General features: G+C 68.2%; 18 protein-coding genes. 8 read left to right on the top strand and 10 right to left on the bottom strand.

From position 1 onward, the window contains the following. Positions 1-176 precede the first annotated feature (176 nt). Positions 177-431, bottom strand: a complete 255-nt coding sequence (locus AC5P6A_RS20860; protein ID WP_125437961.1) for a hypothetical protein — start codon at positions 429-431, stop codon at positions 177-179. Here AC5P6A_RS20860 and AC5P6A_RS20855 point away from each other — a divergent pair. Beyond that, positions 424-1,611: a benzoate/H(+) symporter BenE family transporter gene (locus AC5P6A_RS20855; RefSeq protein ID WP_049412904.1), complete on the top strand. Its 1,188-nt coding sequence runs from the start codon at positions 424-426 to the stop codon at positions 1,609-1,611. The two genes, AC5P6A_RS20860 and AC5P6A_RS20855, sit on opposite strands and share 8 nt — an antisense overlap. A 6-nt stretch (positions 1,612-1,617) precedes the next feature. Here the strand turns inward: AC5P6A_RS20855 and AC5P6A_RS20850 are convergent, their stop codons facing one another. The 4 genes from AC5P6A_RS20850 to egtB form a co-directional block, all read right to left on the bottom strand. Further along, on the bottom strand, positions 1,618-2,391 hold the full coding sequence (locus AC5P6A_RS20850; RefSeq protein ID WP_043403041.1) for a DUF2628 domain-containing protein: 774 nt from the start codon (positions 2,389-2,391) through the stop codon (positions 1,618-1,620). 26 nt (positions 2,392-2,417) lie between these two features. Beyond that, complete coding sequence (locus AC5P6A_RS20845; protein ID WP_258010040.1) at positions 2,418-4,604, bottom strand: lytic murein transglycosylase; 2,187 nt, start codon at positions 4,602-4,604, stop codon at positions 2,418-2,420. 78 nt (positions 4,605-4,682) lie between these two features. Next, positions 4,683-5,657 (bottom strand): L-histidine N(alpha)-methyltransferase, encoded by a 975-nt coding sequence (gene egtD / locus AC5P6A_RS20840; RefSeq protein ID WP_049412901.1) that lies wholly within the window; start codon positions 5,655-5,657, stop codon positions 4,683-4,685. Further along, positions 5,654-6,925 carry an ergothioneine biosynthesis protein EgtB gene (gene egtB, locus AC5P6A_RS20835; RefSeq protein ID WP_495222407.1) on the bottom strand — a complete coding sequence of 424 codons (1,272 nt, stop codon included), beginning with the start codon at positions 6,923-6,925 and terminating at the stop codon, positions 5,654-5,656. Before egtB ends, egtD begins: the two co-directional genes overlap by 4 nt. Before the next feature lie 150 nt (positions 6,926-7,075). Between egtB and AC5P6A_RS20830 the strand changes: the two genes are divergently transcribed. Further along, positions 7,076-8,359 (top strand): GGDEF domain-containing protein, encoded by a 1,284-nt coding sequence (locus AC5P6A_RS20830; RefSeq protein ID WP_134732506.1) that lies wholly within the window; start codon positions 7,076-7,078, stop codon positions 8,357-8,359. On the opposite strand, the gene AC5P6A_RS20825 is transcribed toward AC5P6A_RS20830, so the two are convergent. After that, entirely contained in the window at positions 8,341-8,733 is a 393-nt protein-coding gene (locus AC5P6A_RS20825) for a YchJ family protein (RefSeq protein ID WP_026346891.1), read from the bottom strand. The two genes, AC5P6A_RS20830 and AC5P6A_RS20825, sit on opposite strands and share 19 nt — an antisense overlap. An 81-nt stretch (positions 8,734-8,814) precedes the next feature. On the opposite strand from AC5P6A_RS20825, the gene AC5P6A_RS20820 reads away from it, so the two are divergent. Beyond that, on the top strand, positions 8,815-9,594 hold the full coding sequence (locus AC5P6A_RS20820) for a sulfite exporter TauE/SafE family protein (RefSeq protein ID WP_134732508.1): 780 nt from the start codon (positions 8,815-8,817) through the stop codon (positions 9,592-9,594). 96 nt (positions 9,595-9,690) lie between these two features. On the opposite strand, the gene AC5P6A_RS20815 is transcribed toward AC5P6A_RS20820, so the two are convergent. From AC5P6A_RS20815 to folE, 4 genes are all read right to left on the bottom strand, one after another. Then, positions 9,691-13,071, bottom strand: coding sequence for an ATP-binding protein (locus AC5P6A_RS20815; protein ID WP_346469610.1), 3,381 nt, complete (start codon positions 13,069-13,071; stop codon positions 9,691-9,693). Positions 13,072-13,087: 16 nt separating this feature from the next. Next, positions 13,088-13,789, bottom strand: a complete 702-nt coding sequence (locus AC5P6A_RS20810) for a DUF4194 domain-containing protein (RefSeq protein WP_227845070.1) — start codon at positions 13,787-13,789, stop codon at positions 13,088-13,090. After that, complete coding sequence (locus AC5P6A_RS20805) at positions 13,776-15,245, bottom strand: DUF3375 domain-containing protein (protein WP_019658766.1); 1,470 nt, start codon at positions 15,243-15,245, stop codon at positions 13,776-13,778. The genes AC5P6A_RS20810 and AC5P6A_RS20805 overlap by 14 nt, the downstream gene beginning before the upstream one ends. 112 nt (positions 15,246-15,357) lie before the next feature. Then, positions 15,358-15,969: a GTP cyclohydrolase I FolE gene (gene folE / locus AC5P6A_RS20800; RefSeq protein ID WP_004141296.1), complete on the bottom strand. Its 612-nt coding sequence runs from the start codon at positions 15,967-15,969 to the stop codon at positions 15,358-15,360. 603 nt (positions 15,970-16,572) lie between these two features. Between folE and AC5P6A_RS20795 the strand changes: the two genes are divergently transcribed. From AC5P6A_RS20795 to AC5P6A_RS20775, 5 genes are all read left to right on the top strand, one after another. Next, the gene (locus AC5P6A_RS20795; RefSeq protein WP_008265191.1) at positions 16,573-17,028 is read left to right on the top strand and encodes a MarR family winged helix-turn-helix transcriptional regulator; all 456 of its coding nucleotides are present in this window, start codon (positions 16,573-16,575) and stop codon (positions 17,026-17,028) included. A 108-nt stretch (positions 17,029-17,136) separates the two neighbouring features. Beyond that, entirely contained in the window at positions 17,137-17,346 is a 210-nt protein-coding gene (locus AC5P6A_RS20790; RefSeq protein ID WP_010487502.1) for a DUF1656 domain-containing protein, read from the top strand. Further along, the gene (locus tag AC5P6A_RS20785; protein WP_043403026.1) at positions 17,343-18,260 is read left to right on the top strand and encodes an efflux RND transporter periplasmic adaptor subunit; all 918 of its coding nucleotides are present in this window, start codon (positions 17,343-17,345) and stop codon (positions 18,258-18,260) included. The genes AC5P6A_RS20790 and AC5P6A_RS20785 overlap by 4 nt, the downstream gene beginning before the upstream one ends. Beyond that, positions 18,257-19,726, top strand: a complete 1,470-nt coding sequence (locus AC5P6A_RS20780; protein ID WP_180877957.1) for an efflux transporter outer membrane subunit — start codon at positions 18,257-18,259, stop codon at positions 19,724-19,726. Before AC5P6A_RS20785 ends, AC5P6A_RS20780 begins: the two co-directional genes overlap by 4 nt. A gap of 3 nt (positions 19,727-19,729) precedes the next feature. Beyond that, a complete protein-coding gene (locus tag AC5P6A_RS20775) occupies positions 19,730-21,769 on the top strand; it encodes an FUSC family protein (RefSeq protein ID WP_495222406.1) in 2,040 nt (679 codons plus the stop codon). Positions 21,770-21,820: the final 51 nt, after the last annotated feature.

The raw sequence follows: 21,820 nt of genomic DNA, 5'->3' as shown, positions 1-21,820 counted from the left end.
TAGCGAGCCGCCCATTATAGCCGGCTTTTCCGCTTCGTCAACACCTTTTTTCAAGGCCGTCTCACCGGAGTGGACGTTGTTGCCGATGCTGCTTCGTCGTTGGACCCGAGGGCCTTTCGTCGTTGCGAGCCGCCTATTATGCCGGACTTTCCGAGTCCGTCAACACCTTCGTTCGATCAACTCGTTCGCCGGTGATGGCGTTGCTGATCGCGTGCCGTTTCCGAGGAAGCGATGCGTTGCAGCAAGGGGGCGAATTCTAGAGATCCTGCAGATTTCGTCAAGGCTTTTTTTTCATGGTGATGACAGAAGCGCCGCGACTTCAGGCATGACGTACGCTCGAAGATCACTGCGGCGTTGCCCGCGCGTTGCGCGGTCAACGCCGCAACGGCTATCAATGCACGGATGCAACAAGGAGAGACGGCAATGAACATGCAGGTGCGGCAAGCATGGTGGCGCGACCTTTCAGTGCCGGCCGTGGTCGCCGGCTTCATCACCGTGCTGGTCGGCTTCGCCAGTTCCGCAGTGATCGTGTTCCAGGCCGCACAGGCTGTCGGTGCCGACCAGGCACAGATCGCCTCATGGATGTGGGCACTGGGACTGGGCATGGGTGTCACCTGCATCGGGCTGTCGCTGCGCTATCGCGTGCCGGTGGTGACCGCATGGTCGACACCGGGCGCGGCGATGCTGGTGGTCGGTGCTGGTGGCGACTCGCTCGCTGAAGCCACCGGCGCATTCCTGCTCGCTGCGGTGCTTGGCATGCTGGCAGGCTTCTCCGGGGTGTTCGCACGATTGATGCAGCGGGTGCCGATGGCGCTGGCCGCCGGCATGCTGGCCGGCGTGCTGCTGCGCTTCGGTCTGGACGTGTTCGTGGCCATGAATTCCCAACTGGTACTGGCACTGGCAATGTTCGCCACCTGGCTGGCGGGACGCCGCTTGTTCCCGCGCTATGCGGTCATCGCCACACTGCTGGTCGGCATCGCGGTCGCAGCCAGCCGTGACCTGCTGCACGCACAGCAGGTGCAGCTGCAGCTGGCGGTGCCGCAATGGGTGACCCCGTCCCTGTCCTGGACTGCGGTAGCCGGCATCGCCCTGCCCCTGTTCGTGGTCACCATGGCCTCGCAGAACATTCCCGGTGTGGCAGTGATGCGTGCCTCCGGCTATGACGCGCCGGTGTCGCCGCTGATCGGCTGGATCGGCGTGGTCAATACATTGCTGGCGCCGTTCGGTGCCTACGCACTGAACCTGGCCGCGATCACGGCCGCGATCTGCATGGGCCGTGATGCGCACGAGGATCCGGCACGGCGCTACACCGCCGCCATGGCCGCTGGGGCTTTCTATATTGTCATCGGGCTGTTCGGTGCCACCGTCGCCGCCCTGTTCGCGGCTTTCCCAAAGGAGCTGGTGGCCTGCGTGGCCGGTATCGCGTTGTTCGGCACCATCGCCAACAGCCTGGCCAGTGCGCTGGCAGTAGAGCAGGACCGCGAGGCGGCACTGGTCACCTTCCTGGTCACCGCCTCCGGCGTCTCACTGGCCGGCATCGGTTCGGCGTTCTGGGGCCTGGTGGCCGGTGCGCTGTGCCTGCTGGTGCTGCGGCCGCGTCAGGGCCGCTGACCTGTCCTACCCCGCCAGTGCGGCGCCGACGGTGCTCAACACCACCGAGATGACGATGGCGGCCAGTGTGGCGACCACGCTGGTGCCGCCGCGTGCGGTCAGCTCGCTGCGCAGCCGTGCGTCATCGCCGCCGCTGACGGCACGGGCTTGGGCGATCAGGCGTTGGCAGTGTGCCAGGTACCAGGTGTTGCCAAAGGTGCCGGTGGTGACGCTGAGCGCGATGGTGATGACCAGCGACACGCCTTCTGGCACATCCAGCAAGGTCTCCACCACGCTGATCAGCAGCAGCAGGCCGACCCACATTGCCGCCAGGCGGTACATCCTGCGGTACATCATCCAAATCGGGCCGAGCAGGAAGGCCGGCCAGTGCCAGGTTCCACTGGCGGTGGCAATGCCCTGATCCAGTCGCCAGCGCTGGCGATAGATCGGGAAGTTGCCGCCGACCACGCTGGCGTACAAGGCCATCTCGCCCTCCAGCCCCGCGGCGGCAGCCGTATCCGGTGCAGCGGCGGGGGCTCGATACGGATCGGACGGATCGCCGACACTTGGCGCAACGACCTCAACCGGTGGGGCTGTGTCGATATCCGGAGCCGGCGCCATCTCGATGGGCGTTGAATCCTGTTCCAGCTCCGCCAAGGGGCGCCACGAGGGCATGCCTTCGCGCCACAGCAGCGTGCGTGCCGTCACCGTGCCGTCCTGCTGCAGGCGACGCAGGGCGGCCAGGTCCACCGGTCCTTCGCTCTGCCTGCTGTTGGCGTACCACCACTGTGCGTCCTGCATGAAAACATCCTTGCTGCGTTGATTCGTTACCGGGTTACCGGTGTCCACGGTGCCGCGGACAATGTCTGTGACAGCACATGGCTGCCACCCGGCGGCAGGGTCACCACGTCGGGTCCGGCGTTGGCCGCTTCCAGGCAGACGTAGTCGCGCCAGCCCTCACCCACATCTGCCATCTTCGCTGCAGCCTCGGCACCGGGATTCCACGCCACCAGCGAGCGGCTTCCTTCCGTACGGATGTCGATGCGGCGTTTCAGCACCGGATCACGCAGGACATAGTGACCCTTGGCCTGCGTGTAGATGCGGTCGCTGCGCCCGGGATCACGGGGATCGCGCAACGTCCAGGCGCCCTGCTGCCGACGCGGCGTCGCATAGTTCTCGAACTTGTCCAGATAGTCCAGTCCGTCCACGCCGTCCACATCCACCGCGCTGGCATCACCCACGCGGAAATAGTTGTGCAGCGCCTGGGTGATGCTGGCAGGGGAACTGCCGACGTTCTCGGTGATCAGTCGCTGGGTCAACTGGCGGCCTACGCGCACAGTCATCCTCAATCGCAGGTCCAGGCTCTGCAGCACCGGGGGTGCCAGCGTGAGCTCGATGCTGCCGTCGTCCAGGCGACGGGCCTGTTGCAGTTCCCACGGCACGGTACGGACGAAACCGTGGGCGGGCACGTCGTTGCCCTGGCCTTGGCGGCCGAAGTACGGCCAGCAGACGGGGCTGCCTCCGCGGATCGGCGTGGGCAGTTCGGCGCGCCGGGGGGACAGCCACATCAGATCCGGCTGGCCCTTGGGCACGAAGGAAAGCAGCTGGCCGCCAAACACACTGATGGCCGCGCTGGCGTCGCCGGTTTCCACCAGCCAGGCATCGAGCCCCTGGTACTGCCCGCTGCGTACACCCTGGATCTGCTGCACGTGGGATCGACTCCGTATGGCCGGCGATTGCACGGCACTGTAGTTGCTGGGAAGCATGAAACGCGTGGGCACCGGTGCAGTGCGCGGCGCGTTCTGCAGAGTGCGAAGGATACGCTGTCCCGCGCGCCCATCTGCGTTGGCCCAGCCCAGGCGCTGCTGCTCGACCTGGATGGCGCGACGCGTGGCCGTACCGATCATGCCGTCGGCGCTTCCGATGTCGTGGCCGCGGGCCAGCAGCAGGGTCTGCAGCTGGCGGCGCTCATCGCGGCCGATACCGGGATCATCGGTCGGCCAGGCCGTGGCCAGGCCCGTGCCGCCACGCAGCTGGTCGGCCAGCGTGGCGATCGCCAGCGCGTAGCTTTCGGCAGCGTTGTAGCTGTAGATCGCGTCGTAGTTGCGGAACACCAGCAACGCCGGGCCCTTGCCGCCCGCCGGCAGCAGCAGGGCCGCGCGCGCGTCGGCAGGCAGGTTGGCCGGGGCCAACGCGCTGCCATCCAATGCGGTCACACCTTGCGCACGCCAGTCGGCCAGCGCCCGACGCTGGGTGCGCCCGGCCTGGCTGGCGTCGAAACCGGGCGGGATACGCACTTCCATGCCCCACGGCTCTCCGCTGCGCCAGCCGGCGCGCTTGAGGTAATTGGCGGTGGAGGCCAGCGCATCGGGAATGCTGCCGACCAGATCGCGGCGGCCATCGCCATCACCGTCCACGGCGATGCGTGCATAGGTGCTGGGCATGAACTGCGTATGCCCGAAGGCGCCGGCCCAGGAACCGGTGAGCCCCTGTGCCTGCAGGTCGCCGCGGTCGATCAAGTTGAGCAGGGCCAGCAGCTCACCACGGAAGAAGGGCTGGCGGCGGCCGGCACAGGACAGCGTGGCCAGCGACTGCAGCAGCGGGCGCTTGCCGAACACACGGCCGTAGTCGCTCTCCACGCCCCAGACCGCGACGATGGTGGCCGGATCGACGCCGTACTGGGCCGACACCCGATCAAGCAGGGCCCGATGCTGCTGCAGCAGGACGCGCCCATCGTCCACGCGCTGGCGATCGACCAGCGCGGCCAGGTAGTCCCAGATCGGCGTGGTGAATTCCGGCTGCGCGTCGAGCAGGCCGAGCACGCTGGGATCGGGGGTGAGCCCGGCGATAATCCCATTGAAGCGGTCGGCACTGATGCCCTGGCTGGCGGCTGTCGATTGCAGGACGGCCAGGCAGCGGCTGAAAGCGGCATCGCTGCTGGCCGCAGGCGCTGCTGTCGAAGCGGGTGCCGCGGCGAGCACGGCCGCCAGGCCGAGCGTGGTCAGAATGGGCATGGCGTCCTCCGTGTTGCCGTTGCAGGGCCATCTTAGGCGCAGCGTAGGCGAACCTGAAGCAGCGCGGGCTGGCGGCGGCTAAAGGGCGCGAAGCAGGCGCAGGCCATAGGCCGGGCTTTCAGCATCCCAGCGCCGCACGACCTGCAGGCCCGCTGGCAGCAGCAACGCTTCGAAGCTGTCGTCGGTGTACTTGTGGCTGTATTCGACGCGGATCGGCTCGTCGGCCTGGAAGTGGAAGGTGCGGCCATCCAGACGGACGTCCTGTGCGCGCTGGCTGACCAGATCGGTTTCGATGCGCAGCCGCGCGATGCTGTAGCGGGCGCGGTGGCGGAAGCCGTCCAGATCGAAGTCGCTGCCGATCTCGCGGTTCAGGCGCGCCAGCAGGTTGAGGGTGAATGCAGCAGTGATGCCCTGCACATCGTTGTAGGCGGCTTCGATCAATGCCGGGTCCTTGTGCAGATCGATGCCGACCAGGGCCAGGCCATCGCGGCCCATGGTCTGGCGCATCGCGCGCAGCAGTGCGACGGCATCCTCTTCGACGAAATTTCCCAACGTGGAGCCCGGGAAGAACAACAGGCGCCGCGCAGGCTCGCGTTCCGGTGCCGGGACGGCGACCGCGCGGGTGAAGTCGGCACAGACCGGCAGCATCTCGACGTCCGGCAGCGCCGGGGCCAGATGGTCGATGCTGGACAGCAGCGCGGCGCGCGAGATCTCGATGGGGGTGTAGGCCACGGGGTCCTGCAGTGCCGCCAGCAGCAGCGCGGTCTTGCGGCCACTGCCGCTGCCCAGCTCCACCACATGAACATGAGGACCGACGCTGCGGGCGATGTCCGGCAGCACCCGCGCCAGCAGCGCCAGCTCGGTACGCGTGGGGTAGTACTCGCAGGTCTGCGTGATCTGCTCGAACAGGCGTGAGCCGCGTGCATCGTAGAAATACTTGGATGGCAGCTGGCGCGGTGTGCGCGACAACCCGGCCACCACGTCGGTGAGGATCTGCTGGCGGCCGGGGGTGAGGTCGGTCAACGCCTGCAGCGCGTCGTGCACGGTGCTCATGTGAGGTCCCTGGCCAGGCGCAGTCCGGAGAACTGCCAGCGCGCCGGCGGCATGAAGAAATTGCGATAGCTGGCGCGCACATGGTCCCGTGGCGTGACGCAGCTGCCGCCGCGCAGCACCCATTGGCCGCACATGAACTTGCCGTTGTACTCACCGAGGTTGCCCGCGAAAGGGCGGTAGCCGGGATAGGCACCATACGCGCTGTGAGTCCACTCCCAGACATCACCGAACAGCTGGCGCAGGCCGCTGCCCTGCCCCGCCTGCGGGTGCAGGTGATCGTCATCGGCAAAGTGGCCCCGCACCGCCTGAGACGCGGCGGCGGCCTCCCACTCGAACTCGCTGGGCAGGCGTGCCCCGGCCCAGCGGGCACAGGCATCGGCCTCGAAGTAGCTGAGATGGCAGACCGGCGCGTGCGGATCCAGTTCGCGCCAACCGCCCAGGGTGTATTCGCGCTGCAGGGTGTCATCCCAGTACAGCGGGTGCTGCCAGTCCTCGGCTTCACGCAATGCCCAGCCTTCACTGAGCCACCAGCGCGGTTCGCGGTAGCCGCCGGCATCGATGAAAGCACGGTACTCGGCATTGCTGACGGGACGTTCGGCCAGAGCATGTGCCGGCAGCAGCACGCGGTGCGGCGGCGATTCGTTGTCGTAGGCAAACGCAGCGTGCTGCGGCCAGGATGCAGCGCCGACGGTAACGATGCGCTCGGGTGATTCGATCCAGCCCTGTGCACTGGCAGCGCCAGGGGGGGGGGGCAGGTCCTCGCGGTAGGCCGGCTGCAGCGGATTGCACCAGAACGCGTGCTTGATGTCGGTCAACAACAACTCCTGATGCTGTTGTTCGTGCTGCAGGCCCAGCTGCAGGTTGTGCAGCGCGTGTGGGTCCAGGTCACCTGCCGATAGCCGCGACTGCACCTGTGCATCGACCTGCTGGCGATAGTCATGCACCTGCTGCAGCGAGGGCCGTGAGAGGAGGCCGCGCTGCGGCCGGGCATGGGCGGGGCCGATACTCTTGTAGTAGCTGTTGAACAGGTAGTCCCATGCAGGGTCATGTGCAGGCGCAGCCGGGAAGCCGGCCAGCACGAAGCGTTCGAAGAACCAGGTGGTGTGGGCCAGGTGCCACTTGCTGGGGCTGGCATCGGCCATGCTCTGCAGCATGGCGTCCTCGGCGCTGAGTGGGCCGGCCAGTTGCATGCTGCGCGCACGCACGCGTGCGAACTGGTGGGCGAGATCGTGCTGCGGGGCAGCGACGGCGGCGGGTACGCTGTCCATGCCGACAGCATCGGTGCCGGCGGGTGAGTGCGATGTCATGGTCCGGCGTCACTTCGTTCACATGGATGGGCCTGCCGCATTCAAGAAGCCGCCCCGAACGCCGCTAACGGCAATGCTGCGGCCGCGTCGTCACCGCGCTGGAATTCCTGATTGCCCCTGCATCCGCTCCGCCAGCCTGCGCACTACCTGTTCGTGCTGCCCGCCGTGCTGGTTGCCGTGGTGCTGTGGGCGGCGTTGGGCAACGAAGACGTGGCCAGTCCGGCCCAACGCGTTCTGCCCTGGCTGCTGGCCTGCCTCGGTGCCGGCCTGGCCCTTCTCTACCACCAGGTGCGTGCGCTCTGCCTGCTGTTGGTGGTGGCAGTCATGTTCGCGATGCTGCACCAGGATGTCGGCGGCTACCTGCGCAGCGGCCATGTCAGCGCGCTGACACCGCTGCGCTTCCATGCCATCTCGGCGTGGCTGCCGTTGCTGTTCGCCGGCCTGTCGTTGTGGCCGGAGCGTGGGCGGCGCAGGCACGACCTGCTGTTGCGCTCCGTCGCCAGCAGTACGGCATTGCTGATCTTCCTGCTGCTGGCTGCGCAGCAGCCGCGCGGCATGCATGATCTGCTGTCGAACCGTCATTGGGCGTGGATCCCGGCCGACTGGAACGCGCTGGCGCAGCTGCCGGCGCTGCTGTTCCTGCTGGCCACGGCGGCGCTGGGTTGGCAGGCATGGCGGCATCCGCGGCCGCTGCACACGGCTATGCTGCTGGCGCTGCTGTGCCTGTGGTGGATGCTGCCGAGGGTCTTCCTGCAGCCGGTGCTGCTGCCTGCGCTGGCCAGTGCGGCCCTGCTGCTGATGCTGGGCGCGATGCTGCAGGAGTCGTTCCACATGGCGTTCCGCGACGAACTGACCGGCTTGCCGGGGCGCCGCGCCTTCAATGAGACCCTGCAACGGGCGCGCGGCACCTACAGCATCGCGATGGTGGACGTGGACCACTTCAAATCGTTCAACGACACCCACGGCCACGACACCGGCGACGACGTGCTGCGCCTGGTGGCCTCGCGGCTGGCGCGGGTCGGTGACGGTGGACGTGCGTTCCGCTACGGCGGCGAGGAGTTCGCGGTGGTGTTCCTGGGCCAGCCGGCCGACGCCTGCATGGATGCCGTGGAAGCCTTGCGGCAGAGCATCGAGGACACCCGCATGCAGCTGCGCGACCGCAGCACCCGCAGCCGCGACGATGACGCCGGGCGTCAGCAACGCGGGCGCGGCGGCAGCGGCCCGGTGGTGCAGGTGACGGTGAGCATCGGCCTGGCCGACAGCCTTGTGGACCCGCGCCCGGCAGCGGTGGTCAAGGCCGCCGACCGGGCGCTGTACGCAGCCAAGGACGGCGGCCGCAACCAGATCCGGGCGAACGCCGGACAGCGGGCTGAGGCTCAGACTGCGTCGAGGTAGTACCAGCGACCGTCGATGCGCAGGAAGCGGCTGTGTTCGGTCATCTTCACCGCGCTGCCGCCGCCTACCCGGTAGCGGGCGGTGAACCTCACCTCGGCGCTGTCAGCGCCGGTGACGGTGTGCTCATGGACGGTCAGGCCCAGCCAGTGCGTACGCTGCCCGGGCGCGTCATCCAGCGACAACTCGACCGGACGCGTGTCCGGATGCCAGCTCTGGCGCAGGTAGCCTGCCAGGCCCCGCACGTACGCGCTGTAGCGCGAACGCATGAGGCGTTCGGCGTCGGGGACGGTGTCGCCGGCATGGAAACGGCCACAGCAGGCGGCGTACTCCGCGGGAAGCCCGCAGGGACAGGGATCGGCAGGTTTTCGGCTCATGCGCGCATTGTCGCGCGGGGCGCCGCCAGCATCCATCGGCGAAGGGCGTATGCTGTCGCGCCCCCACCTTGATTCATCGCCGTGCTGGAACTGGTTCCCCCCGAGTTGTGGTGGCTGGTGGTGATCGCCTTCATCGCCGGTCTTGTGGATGCCGCCGTCGGTGGCGGTGGCCTGGTGCAGCTGCCGGGACTGTTCACGGTGCTGCCGCAGCAGACACCGGCGATGCTGTTCGGCACCAACAAGTTCAGTTCGATGTTCGGTACCGGTGCGGCTGCCTGGCGTTACGCGCGCAACGTGCGTTTCCCGTGGAAGCCGGTACTGTTCGCGGCTGGTACCGCCTTCATCTTCTCCTTCGCCGGGGCCACTGCGGTAAGCCTGCTGCCCAAGGACGCGGTGCGCCCGCTGGTGCTGGTCCTGCTGATCGCGATGCTGGCCTACACGCTGTGGAAGAAGGACTTCGGCGCGTTGCACCGGCCACAGGAGATCGGCCGCCGCGAGCTGGTGATCGCACTGGCGATCGGTGCGGCGATCGGCTTCTACGATGGATTCTTCGGGCCGGGTACTGGCAGCTTCCTGATCTTCCTGTTCGTTCGCTTTTTCGGCCTGGACTTCCTGCGTGCGTCGGCGGCGTCGAAGGTGGTGAACCTGGCCACCAACGTGGCGGCGATCTCGTTCTTCGTGCCGACAGGCAACATCCTGTGGCTGTTCGCGCTGCCGATGGCGGCCGCCAACATCATCGGTTCGGTGGCGGGCACGCGCCTGGCGCTGAAGGGCGGCACGCCGTTCATCCGCAAGCTGTTCGTGGGGCTGGTGGTGGTGCTGATCGCGCGGATGGCGTGGGACACGTTCCGCGGTTCGTGAAAGCGGTTGCCGGCCAGCGGCCGGCACTGCCGGGTCGTGAACCCCGCCCATGGGTGTGCCGGCCGCTGGCCGGCATTCCCCATACGATCGGCCGGGTCAGGCCTCGGCTTCTTCCGGTTCGTTGGCCTGCTGGCGGCTGCGCTCGGGCAGCTTCAGGCGCTTGCCTTCTTCGTCGTACTCGATCAGCAACACCCCGGAGTCGTGTCGGCCGCTGATTTCGACGAAGCAGGCGCCGCCGATGAACGGTTCAAGCGTCATCACCGACTTCAGCGGGGTGGCGACCACCATCTGGAAGCCGAAGTTGTCGAAGATGTTCATCGCCAGCGCGGTGAACTCGTTGTCGGCCTTGTCGAAGGCTTCGTCGAGCACGACCGCCGCGTAGCTGGGCAGCTGGCTGTCGGCGCCGCCGAGCTGGTAGCGCAGCGCTGCCGCCAGGCAGGTGGTGGCCAGTTTCTGGCGCTGGCCACCGGACTTGCCCGCGCCACTACGGTAGATCTCCACCTGCTGGCGCGTTTCCGCATCCAGCTCGACGCCGATGAACTCCACGTGCATGCGCACGTCCAGCACCAGCTCGCGCCAGCGCTTGTCCTCGCCCTCCTGCGAGCCCAGTCGGTTGACCAGCTGGCGCAGCACGGTGAACTGCGATTCGGCCAGTTCACGCTGCTCGGTCTGTTGCTGCGACAGCACCTCGCGCAACTGCAGGTGGAACTCGGCGACTTCCGGCAGGCGGCGGTCGCTCAGTTCGATGGTCAGCAGCGTGCCACGGTTGAACGGCACCTGCTCCAGGCTGGCATTCACTTCATCCAGGCGCTGTCCGATCGACTTCCGGGCTTCGGCGCTGTGGCGCTGCAGGGCCAGCAGGTTGTTCTTGCTCTGGTTCTGCAGCAGATCGAAGAAGCGCTCTTCGTGCTGCGGCAGGCCATCGCGTTCCAGGCGTTCGAGGCGGGCGAGGAAGTCCTCGGCCGAGGCCACCGAGACGGTGAAGTCACCCGACTCCTCCGGCCACTGCTGGATGAAGCGGCGGAAGCAGCCGGTCAGCTGGTTCTCGATGCGGTTGAGGTCCTGCTGCGAGGACGACAGCTGCTCGTTCAGCGCGTTGCTGACCTGGCGCATGTGCGCTTCGAGCGTTTCCAGGCTGAGCGGACCCTGCTCCTGCAGGCGCTCGGCAAGCCCGGCCTCCTGCTCCTGGGCCAGGGTCGGCAGCACCAGTGCACGGCTCTGCTGGCGGGCGCGATCGAGACGGTCGCGCTCCTTGACCAGCTGGCCGCGTTCGACGCGAACGTCCTCATAGGTGCGGCGTGCCTGTTCGATATCCGCACGCACGGCGTCGATCTGCTTGGCCAGCCTGGCGAGATCGGCGTTGCCTTCGCGCAGGTCGCGCAGGGTGGCTTCGATATCGCTCAGGCGCTGCTGCGGAGCGGCGATGTCGATCTCGTTCCAGCTGATGCTGACCAGCTCGTGGCAGGCCAGGCGGCGTTCGTTGTCGCGGTCACGTTGCCCGCGCAGGCGCGCGATGTCGGTCTCGCAGCTGGCGATGCGCTTGGCCAGTTCCTGGGCTTCGCGCTCGAAGGCACCGACCTTGTCGTGGTTGTTGAAGCCGAGGATCCAGCGGCGGCGGTCGCCCACTGCACTGCGGTCGTCCTTCTCGAAACGGTCACCTGGATGCTTGACCTGGCCTTCGCGGGTGATGCCGCGGTCGACGTTGCGCAGTTGCTTGGCATCCACGCATTCGTAGTCGAAGCGCTTGCCCAGCTCGCGGCGCAGCCAGCTTTCGAACACATGCTCGCGCAGTTCAAGCTTGTGCAGCAGCGATTTCGCCGAGGGTTCGCGCGCGAACGCATCATCGTTGCGGCGCACGCGGTAGTAGGTGAAGCGCATGCCCAGGTGAGTGCGGTTCACCCACTCGGCAACATCGTTGTAGTGCTTGTCATCGACCAGCAGCGACAGCGCGAAACCGCCCAGCACGCGCTCGATGGCACCCTGCCAGCCCTGCTCTTCGGAGCGGACCTGGATCAGTTCGCCAACGAACGGCAGCGCTGCTTCGGCGATGCCCGTTTCCTCGGCCAGGCGCGCGCGCAGCTTCTGCATCGGCGCAGGGATGTTGGACGGCGTGCGCTGCATCGCTTCGAGTTCCGCACGGACTTCGCCGAAGCGGCGCTCGTCATCGCGCTTGCCACCGAGGCGATCGCTGATCGCATCGTCCAGTGCCGAGGAGGCACGCTGGCGATCCTGCAGCTCGTTCTGCGCGCGCTCGACCAGTTCGGCGAAACCGTGCGCGTCGTCCGGCAGTTCGGCCCCCAGCTGCTGTGCCGCCTGGCGTGCCTGCTCGCGCTTGGCCTGGCGCCGGTCGCGCTCAGCTTCGGCACGGCCCTGCTCGCGTTCCAGTTCCTCGATGCGCTCACCGCCCTGCTGGCGGCGCTGCAGCTCCAGTTCGGCCAGGCGCTCGGTGTGATTGTCCAGTGCAGCACGGCGCTGGGCTTCTTCGCCAAGCAGGCCGCGGTCACGCACGTCCATCTCGCGCAGGCGCGCTTCGATCAGCGCCTGGCGGCGGCTCTCGCGGAAGCTGTCTACGCCAAGTTTCAAGGCTTCGTCGTCACCGCGCCGGCGGTGCATTTCCTTCAGGTCGTTGTAGTAGGCGCGCGCCGGCAGCAGGGTTTCCACCTGGCGGCGGGCGGTGACCACCGCCTGGTGTGCGCCATCAAGCTCGGCGAAATCGCTGACCAGGCGCTCGGCGGCGTCGAAGGTCTTCGGCGTGTCGAGCATGAAGTCGCGCAGGAAGACGTTGAGGTCTCCCAGGTTCTTCGCCGACTGCGTCTTGTGCAGCAGGCGCAGCGCCATCTCGTTGTCGATGCCGAGCAGGTCGCGGAAGCGCTCGGCGTAGCCGGAGAAGGTGTCGAAGTGGTGCAGGTCGGACAGCTTCTGCTTGAGCTTGCGCAGGTCCAGGTCGAAGCCGCCGAGATCCTTGGCGATGTCGAACGGGCGCTCGGCGATCATGTAGTGCTTGCGCACATCGCCGGCCGAGGTGCCGTTGCCGGAGATCCAGAGCAGGCGCACCAGGCTGACCACGCGGCCATCGCCGGCGCGGTATTCCAGCACCAGTGCGGTCCAGGTGGCGCCTTTGCGCAGGTACTGGGTGGCGATTTCGCCGGTGCCGCTGTCCTGCTGGTCAGCCCACGCGCCACGCACGTAGGACACCAGGTTGCGGTCGCGGCCGCTGCGCTCGGCTTCACGCGCAGCGGCGTTGAAGTCGACGATGGCCGGCGGCGTCAGCAGCGCGGACATGGCATCGAGCAGGGTCGACTTGCCCGAGCCGGAGCGGCCGACAAACAGGAAGCCGCGCTCGGCGATCGGCACTTCGGTCAGGCCGTTGAAGGTGCCCCAGTTGTGCACCTGCAGGCGGCGCATGCGGAACTGCTGCAGGCGCGGGTCCGGCAGGCCTTCGTTGAACAGTGCGGGAGTGTGCTTGGAGATAGCCATGCGATGGTCGGGTCTCTCAGGCCTCGGCGGCCGGGGTTTCGCGCAGCTGGCGGTACACCGCCGAAAGCTGGGACACGTCTTCGGCGGAGAACAGCAGCTTCAGCGCCGGCGAGACTTCGTGGCGGTCATCCTGGCCGCTGAGGCGGGTCAGGATGTGGTTGTCCTTCATCTTCTGCACCGCCGAGGCAACGCGGCGGTTGAAGCCGGCGCGGTCGGTGGACAGGTTCTTTTCATAGATGGCCAGCGCTTCGGCCATCTCGGCGTCGGCGACCACCGCGCGGTTGCCGCGTGCATCGGCCTCGGCCAGCTGCTGGCGCAGGTACAGCAGCAGCACCGAGTCGATGAAGGTCAGCGGCGAGGTGCGCAGCAGCACCGGCGCATCAACGTCTTCGGTATCGGCCTGGCGGGTGAACGCGACGCCGCTGTCGCGGTCGAGCACCAGTTCCAGGAACAGGTCCGCCAGCGATGAGCGGATGGCCGCTTCGCTGCGGATCAGCGCCGGCCACAGCTTGGCGTGGCGCAGCTGGTCGATGTTGGGGCCGATCAGCAGCTGGCACAGCGCGCGGCGCGCATCCAGCGGCAGGCGCCCGGTGTCGCCGAGGTAGTACACGTCGTTGCCACGGCGGGGCTGCGCCATGGTCGCCGCCGGCTCGGCCTCGTAGGCGTCTTCCGCCACGTCGGCCTGCGGTGCTTCGATGGGATCTTCATGCCAGCTCATGGCGTCTCTCCTGGGTGAACCAAACCAGCGGGATGCGGGCGCGGCGGATCTGGCCGTCGCCACCGCGCCATTGCGCAAGCTCCTGCTCGCCGGCGACCACGTTGCCGAAACGCGTGCCCAGCGACAGGTAGCCGATGACGCTGCCGAGGCCCTGCGGCGCTTCGCGCTGCGACAGGGCCTGGGCGATGCTGAGCCGCGGCTGTGCATCGAGCAGGTCGTGCAGGTCGCGGCGCAGGGTGCGGAAGTCGATTTCGGACGAAGCGACCAGATCGCCGACGCTTTCCAGACTGATCGCGGCGGCGTCGTTGTACTCGACGTTGCCATCGACCTGGGCACTGCGCGGATCGTGCAGCTTCCATTGCGACCACGAACGCAGGCGGCTGGTGGTCAGCTGCAGGTCGCGGCCGATGCCGCGTTGTGCGGGGAACTCGTCACGCAGCGCCAGCGCTTCGGACTGCGCCTGCTTGAGCAGCTGGTTGAGGCGGCGCTGCTCCAGATAGCCACGGCTCTGTACGAAGCCGCGCAGGCTGCGCGCGAAGTGCTGCAGCACGTCGTGCACCTGACCACCGCGCTCGAGCATGGTGCTGGTGAAGCCGCGCAGGAAGTTGCGCTCGTTGCGGTCCAGGCGCCGGGCAAAGCCACGCGCCAGCACCGCTTCCAGCGCGGCATCGAGCTGGGCGCTCTGCTCGGCGTCATTGAGCAGGCGCCAGAAGGCCTGGAAGCTGCGCCCGGCATCACTTTCGCCGATCACGTCCACGCCTTCGAACAGCTGCGACAGCACATCGCCGCGCTCGCCCTCGTCGTCGATGATGCGTTCGCGGAACTCGCGGTTGAGCTGCTCGAAGTCATCGCGCACGCGGCGGAAGTCCTCGGTCAGCTCGTCGGCCAGGCCGATGATCTGGCGCGCACGTTCCAGCGCGCGCTTGCCGTCCAGCGCGGTGACGCGGCCGGCGCCGACGCGGGCGATCTCGGCGTCGATGCGGTCGCGCTCGTCGCGCAGCGCCGAGAGGCGGGCATCGGGGTCGGACTCGGTCTGCGCGGCCAGCTGCGAGAGCTGTTCGATGACCAGTGCCAGGCGGCTCTCGGTGGCGGCCACGCGAGCCTGCTCGAGGCCGTCGGCGAAGCGGATCGCCTGTAGCGCTGCGGTCGACAGCTCGTACTGTTCCTGGTCGGCGCCTTCGGGCAGGCGGCGCTCCAACCAGCCTTGGGCCAGCCAGTGCGCGATGTAGGCCTGCGCGGTCCGCGGCAGCTCGCGCGAGAGTTCATCGCCGGCCAGCTGGTCCAGCGCGCGCTGCAGGCGCTCGTTGAGCACCGACGAAGGCAACGTGCGCTCGCCGTCCATCAGCAGGCCCTGCAACAGGCCGATGATTTCCGGGGCATGGTCGGCGGCAAGCAGCTTCCACTGGGGCTGTTCGCGCAGGTGACGGTAACGGGCAATGCGTTCGCGATGCTTCATGCAGCGAAATGAGTCATGAGGTCTGGTGGGGACAAGCAGCCACCCACGGCGGCTGCGTGGGCAGCCGTGGGCATGCCGGCCACCAGGGGCCGGCGCGGTGCGGGCAAGCGGCTCAGCGCTTGCCGCCCACTTCGATGAAGCGCAGGAACTCGGCGCGGGTGCGCGCGTCGTCGCGGAAGCTGCCCAGCATCTTGGAGGTGACCATGCTGACGCCGCGCTTGTGGATGCCGCGGGTGGTCATGCACTCGTGGGCGCCTTCGACGACCACGCCGACGCCGATCGGCTGCAGCACGTCCTGGATGCACTGGGCGATCTGCGCGGTCATCTTCTCCTGCACCTGGAAACGGCGGGCGTAGGCTTCGACGACGCGGGCCAGCTTGCTGATGCCCACCACCTTGCCGGCCGGCAGGTAGCCGACATGCACGCGGCCGATGATCGGCGCCATGTGGTGTTCGCAGTGGCTTTCGTACTCGATGTCACGCAGGACGATCAGTTCGTCGTAGCCGGCCACTTCCTCGAAGGTCCGCTCCATGTAGGCGCGCGGGTCGTCGCGGTAACCGCTGAACCAGTCGCCATAGGCTTCGGCGACACGGCGGGGGGTATCCAGCAGGCCTTCACGGGACGGGTCCTCACCGGCCCAGCGCAGCAGGGTGCGCACGGCATCCTCGGCCTGGTCCTGGGTCACGTCGCCCTGCGGGGCGGCCTTTTCGTTGTTCTTGCTCATTGCGTACAGCGTCCCGAACGGGGGGCGAGCATCGTACCCGACCGGGGGGTGGGTCGTCCTGTGGGGACGGTTCATCGGGGGGTTCTTCCGGCGCGTGCTTGCTATCGGTCTGGAGGGGGAGAGGGGGCTGCGCAGGACACGCCGTAAACCCGTCCATGGGGGCTCGATGGCGCCATCCATGGCGCCAACGGTCCTGCGCAGCCCCCTCTCCCCCTCCCTGACGGTTTCCTGCGGGCGCGGCCGGACCGCCCGAAAGCGGGGTCAAAAGCGGGGGGGTTCATGGCTTCGGAAGCACCGCGCGCCGCTGCCTTAGTGGGTGCGGACCGTTAGTCCGCACTGCTTCTGCCCTTGCCTTTAAAGAGCCAACCCACCGCGCTCGCGGGATGTGGGGTGGGTGGCGGAGGGCCGGGCGGGGCAGGGCCGTGAGGCGCATGGATGCGCCGATCGAGCTTACATGGACGTACTTGCAGCGTGCCCTGCCCCGTCCGGCCCTCCGCCACCCCAACCGATAACCAGCAGGCGCAACGCTTTCCTCAATACACCCCGCCCATTCAGAAAAACCCATTGATAGGAATGAAATTAGTAGTATCCTATCTATCTCTTATGGACCGACCTCTCGACGAGCGCACCGTGCTGCAGATGCAGCTCAGCTCCGGCCTGCTGTACGCAGGGCGGCAGTGGCAGCGCTTGGCCGACAGCCGGCTCGGCAGCTACGGCATCTCCACCGCCTGCACCATGCCCCTACTGATGATCGGCCGCTCCGGCGGTGGTATCCGCCAGGTGGCGCTGGCCCAGCAGCTGGGCATGGAAGGGCCCTCCCTGGTGCGCCTGCTGGACAAGCTGTGCGCCAGCGACCTGGTCCGCCGCGAAAGCGATGCCAGCGACCGCCGCGCCAACCTGTTGTGGCTGACCGACGCCGGGCAGGCGCTGGTCAGCGAGCTGGAAGACCAGCTGATCGGCCTGCGCCAGGACGTGTTCGGCGAGCTTTCCATGGATGAACTGCACGCCGTGCTGAAGGCCTGGCGCCTGCTGGCCGAGGCCGCCGACCGCATCACGTAAGAGCGCTGCCCCCGAACACCGCCGCTGCCGTGCATACGCCAGCGGCTTTTGCCCGTTGCCGTTGTTCTGTTGTCCCTCCCCTCCCCCACCTCGCCCCCGCCCCTTCCGATGCCCGGTGAATTCAGTCTCCATGGAGTGTTCGTCCCGACCCTGCTCGGGTTGATGTTGTTGGCCTACTTGGTCAACAGCGGCCTGCACGCGCTGCTGCAGCGTGCCGGCGCCTATCGCCATGTATGGCACCCGGCGCTGTTCAACCTGGCGCTGTACGGGATCGTGCTTGGCCTGCTGTTCCACCTCCTGCGTTGGATGCAATCGTGAACAAGATCGTGAAGAAGACCCTGCCCATACTGCTGACCAGCGCAGCCGTGATCGTCGCCCTGCTGGTGCTGCGCCAGCTGTGGGTCTATTACATGGATGAGCCGTGGACCCGCGACGCCCATGTCGGTGCCGACGTGGTGCAGGTGGCACCGGACGTGTCCGGGCTGGTGGAAACGGTGAACGTGGCCGACAACCAGGCGGTGAAGAAGGGCGACGTGCTGTTCGTGATCGACCGCGCGCGCTACCGCATCGCGCTGGAACAGGCCAAGGCCAGCTTGGCCGAGCGCCAGGCCTCGGTGGCGCAGCTGCGCCGCGAAATCGGCCGTGACCGCAGCCTGCAGGATCTGGTCGCCGCCGAGGACGCCGAAGTGCGCCGCGCCAAGCTGCAGGCTGCACAGGCTGCGCTGGGCACCGCACAGGCGGCGGTCGACCTGGCCGAGCTCAACCTGGGCCGCACCGAGGTGCGCGCACCGGCCGATGGCCGGGTCAACGACCGCACCATGCGCGTGGGCGACTACGTGGTGGCCGGCAAGCCGGTGCTGGCGCTGCTGGACACCGGCTCGTTCCGCATCGACGGCTACTTCGAGGAAACCCGCCTGCGCGGCGTGGCCCCGGGGCAGCGCGTGGACATCCGCCTGATGGGCGAATCGGCGCCGCTGCGCGGCCATGTCGAGAGCATCGCCGCCGGCATCGAGGATCGCTACCGCAGCAACGGCAGCACCCTGCTGCCGAACGTGACCCCGGCCTTCGACTGGGTGCGCCTGGCGCAGCGCATTCCGGTGCGCATCGCCATCGACGAGGTGCCCAAGGGCGTGGAGCTGATTGCCGGCCGTACCGCCACGGTGACCGTACAGACCAACAGCACGAAGCATGCAGACAAGGTCGGCACCGCGCCGACACAGGCGGGCCTGTGAACGCCACCCTGCCCCGTCTCGGCCTGATCGTCGCGCTGGCCAGCCTGGCCGCGTGCAGGACCGTCGGCCCGGACTACGCGCTGCCGGAAGGCTCGGCGTTCAAGCGCCCGGAGGCCAATGCGGCCTTCATCGATACGCAGAACCCGCAGGTGGCCGCCAACCAGGCGCTGCCCGACCGCTGGTGGTCGTTGTACAACGACCCGGTGCTGGACGGGCTGATCACCCAGGCGCTGCGTGACAACGTGGAACTGAAGGCCGCCGATGCGCACCTGCGCCGCGCCGCCGCCGTGTACGAACAGGCGCTGGACGCCGGCGGCTTCGAGTACGAGGCCGAGGCCGGCGTCAGCCGCGCGCAGCTGTCGGCCGAATCGTTCCTGCAGGAGCACGAGCTGCCGGTGATCAACCTGGCCGATGGCAAGTTCGCGGTCAGCTACCAGTTCGACCTGTTCGGCAAGCTCAAGCGCGGCGCCGAAGCGGCGCGTGCCGACGAGCAGTCGGTGGCGGCGGCACGCGATCTGGCCCAGGTCAGTGTGGTCGCCCAGGTGGCCGACAGCTACCTGGAAATCTGCCATGCCAACCACGAACTGCACGTGGCCGAGCATTCGCTGCAGCTGCAACAGCGCAGCCGCACCGTTACCGAGCGCCTGATCGCCGCCGGCCGCGGCACGCCGCCGGAACTGGCCCGGGCCAATGCGCAGGTGGCGCTGCTGGAGGCGGCACTGCCGCCGCTGCGCGCGCAGCGTTCGGCCGCGGCCTATTCGCTGGCCGCACTGCTGGGCCAGACCCCGGGCCAGCTGCCGGCCGGGGTGATCGACTGCGCGCACGCGCCCGCCCTGGCGCAGCCGCTGCCGGTCGGTGATGGCCGTGCGCTGCTGCAGCGCCGCCCGGACGTGCGCCAGGCCGAACGCAAGCTGGCCTCGGCCACCGCGCGGATTGGCGTGGCCACCGCCGAGCTGTATCCGGACATCCGTCTGGGTGCCTCAGTGGGCGCCGCCGGCCTGCTGGAAGACTTCGGCACGCCGATGACCCAGCAGTGGTCGATCGGCCCGCTGATCTCGTGGACACTGCCCTCTTCGGGCACGCATGCCCGCATCCACGCCGCCGAGGCCGGTGCCGACGCGGCCCTGGCCGAGTTCGACCACACCGTGCTGCAGGCGCTGCGCGAGACCCAGACCGCGCTGGACCGCTACGCCCAGGACCTGCGCCGGCTGCAGTCGCTGCGCACCGCGCAGGAACAGGCCGCCTTGGCCGCCGAGCAGAACCGCCGGCTGTACCAGGGTGGCCGCACGCCGTACCTGTCCAGCCTGGATGCCGACCGCAGCCTGGCCAGCAGCGATGCCACCCTGGCCGCTGCCGAAGCACAGGTCTCGCGCGACCAGATCCACCTGTTCCTGGTGCTGGGTGGCGGCTGGCAGGCATCGGTTGCCCCGGCTGCACCGTCCACCGCACAGGCCACGGCGAAGTAAGCCATGAACGCGCTGACCGACCGCCAGGCCTGGCTGTTCTCGATCAAGACCTACCTGGCCGCGGTGGCCGCGCTGTACATCGCCATGGCCGGCAACCTGTCGCGCCCGTACTGGGCGATGGGCACCGTGTACATCGTCAGCCAGCCGCTGCTGGGCCCCACCCGCGCCAAGGGCGTGTACCGCATCGTCGGCACCCTGGTGGCCGGCCTGGCCACCCTGCTGGTGCTGCCGGCACTGGTGGAAACTCCGCTGGTCCTGAGCGCGGCCATGTCGATCTGGCTGGCCGGCTGCCTGTTCATGGCCCTGCTCAACCGCGGCCCGCGCGGCTACGCGTTCCTGCTGGCCGGCTACACCACCGCCTTCATCGGCTTTCCGGCGGTGACCTCGCCGGAAACCATCTTCGACACGGTGGTGGCACGCAGCGAGGAGATCATTCTCGGCACGGTGGTGGCCGTGCTGTTCGCCTCGCTGCTGTTCCCGGCCTCGGTGCGGCCGATGCTGCGCGCCCGCATCGGCAACTGGATGGAGGACGCCGCGCAGTGGTGCCGGCAGATCCTGGAACGTGGCCGTGCACACGCGCCACGCAACCGGTTGGCCGCCGATCTGGTGCAGTTCGAGGCGCTGATCGAATTCCTGCGCCGCGATGATCCACGCCATGCAGGGTCGGCGGTGTCGATGGAGCGCCTGCGCGAGCGCATGCTGCTGCTGTTGCCGGTGCTGTCCTCGATCGCCGACCGCCTGAGTGCGTTGCGCAGCGATGGCCAGGCGTTGCCGGAAGGCCTGCCGGAACTGATCGACGACATCCACGACTGGCTCGACGGGCCGACCAATGCCAGCGAGTACGCCCGCCTGCGCGCACGCATCAGTGCGCTGAAGCCGCAGGTGGACCGCGACCTGCAGCACCTGCAGCTGGCCAGCCTGCTGCTGCGCCTGGAAGAACTGGTGGACCTGTGGCAGGACTGCCGCACCCTGCAGCACGCCATCGACCACGGCACCGCGCCGCTGGACCGCGCGCACTACCGCATCCGCACCGAACGCGTGGCCGCCGACAAGCACGTCGACTACGGCATGGCGCTGTTCTCCGCGCTCAGTGCCGGCGTGGCGCTGATGAGCTACTGCGTGCTGTGGATCGCGCTGGGCTGGGAAGGCGGCGGCAACGGCGCGATGATGGCCGCGGTGACCGCCGCATTTTTCGCCGCACAGGACGATCCGGCCCCCAGCATGGTGCAGTTTCTGGTGTGGGCGATGGTCGCCTCGGTAGTGGCGGGCGTGTACCTGTTCGGCGTGTTTCCAGCCGTGCACGACTTCGGCCTGCTGGCGCTGGTGTTGGCGGTGGCCTTCCTGCCGCTGGGACTGCTGCTGCATCATCCCAAGAGTGCGCTGTTCGCGCTGCCGCTGACAGTCAACTTGGCTGCGTTGCTGAGCCTGCAGAACACCTACAGCGCCAACATCCAGGTCTTCCTCAACTCGTCGATCGCGATGTTCATCGGCATTGGCTTTGCAGTGGTGATGACCCGCCTGTTCCGTTCGGTAGGTGCCGAGTGGACCGCACGCCGGCTGGTGCGGCAGGGCTGGACCACGCTGGCCGAAGCCGCCGAAGGACGCGGCCAGCAGGATCGGCAGCGCTTCGCCGCACGCATGCTCGACCTACTGGGCCTGCTCGCCCCGCGCCTGGCGGCGACGCCGGAGGGCAGCGACATCGCCTCGGTGGACATGCTCAACGAGGCGCGCATCGGCCTGAACATCCTGCAGCTGCGCCGTGCACGGCTGGAACTGCCCGAGCGCAGCCGCGAAGCCGTCGAGCACATCCTGGAGGAGATCGCTGGGCACTACCGGCGGCAGATCGCGGCGCGCAAGCCGATTGCTGCAGACCAGGCGCTGCGCGAACGGCTGGATACCTCGCTGGGCCGGGTTGGCAGCGTGGCGGCGTGCAAGGCCCGCGACGAGGCGCTGATGGGCCTGATCGGCCTGCGCTTCGCGTTGTTCCCGGAGGCGAAGGCGTTGGCGCCGGGATGGGTAGGCGCCGAATCGCCGTCCGTGTAATGCGATCCGCCAGGCGCGGCCCGGCGCTACCATCGTGGCCCGGTAGCGCCG

It is taken from the genome of Stenotrophomonas sp. YJH_SMC_20, assembly GCF_059367845.1.
This window is presented reverse-complemented; position numbering and strand designations above follow the sequence as displayed.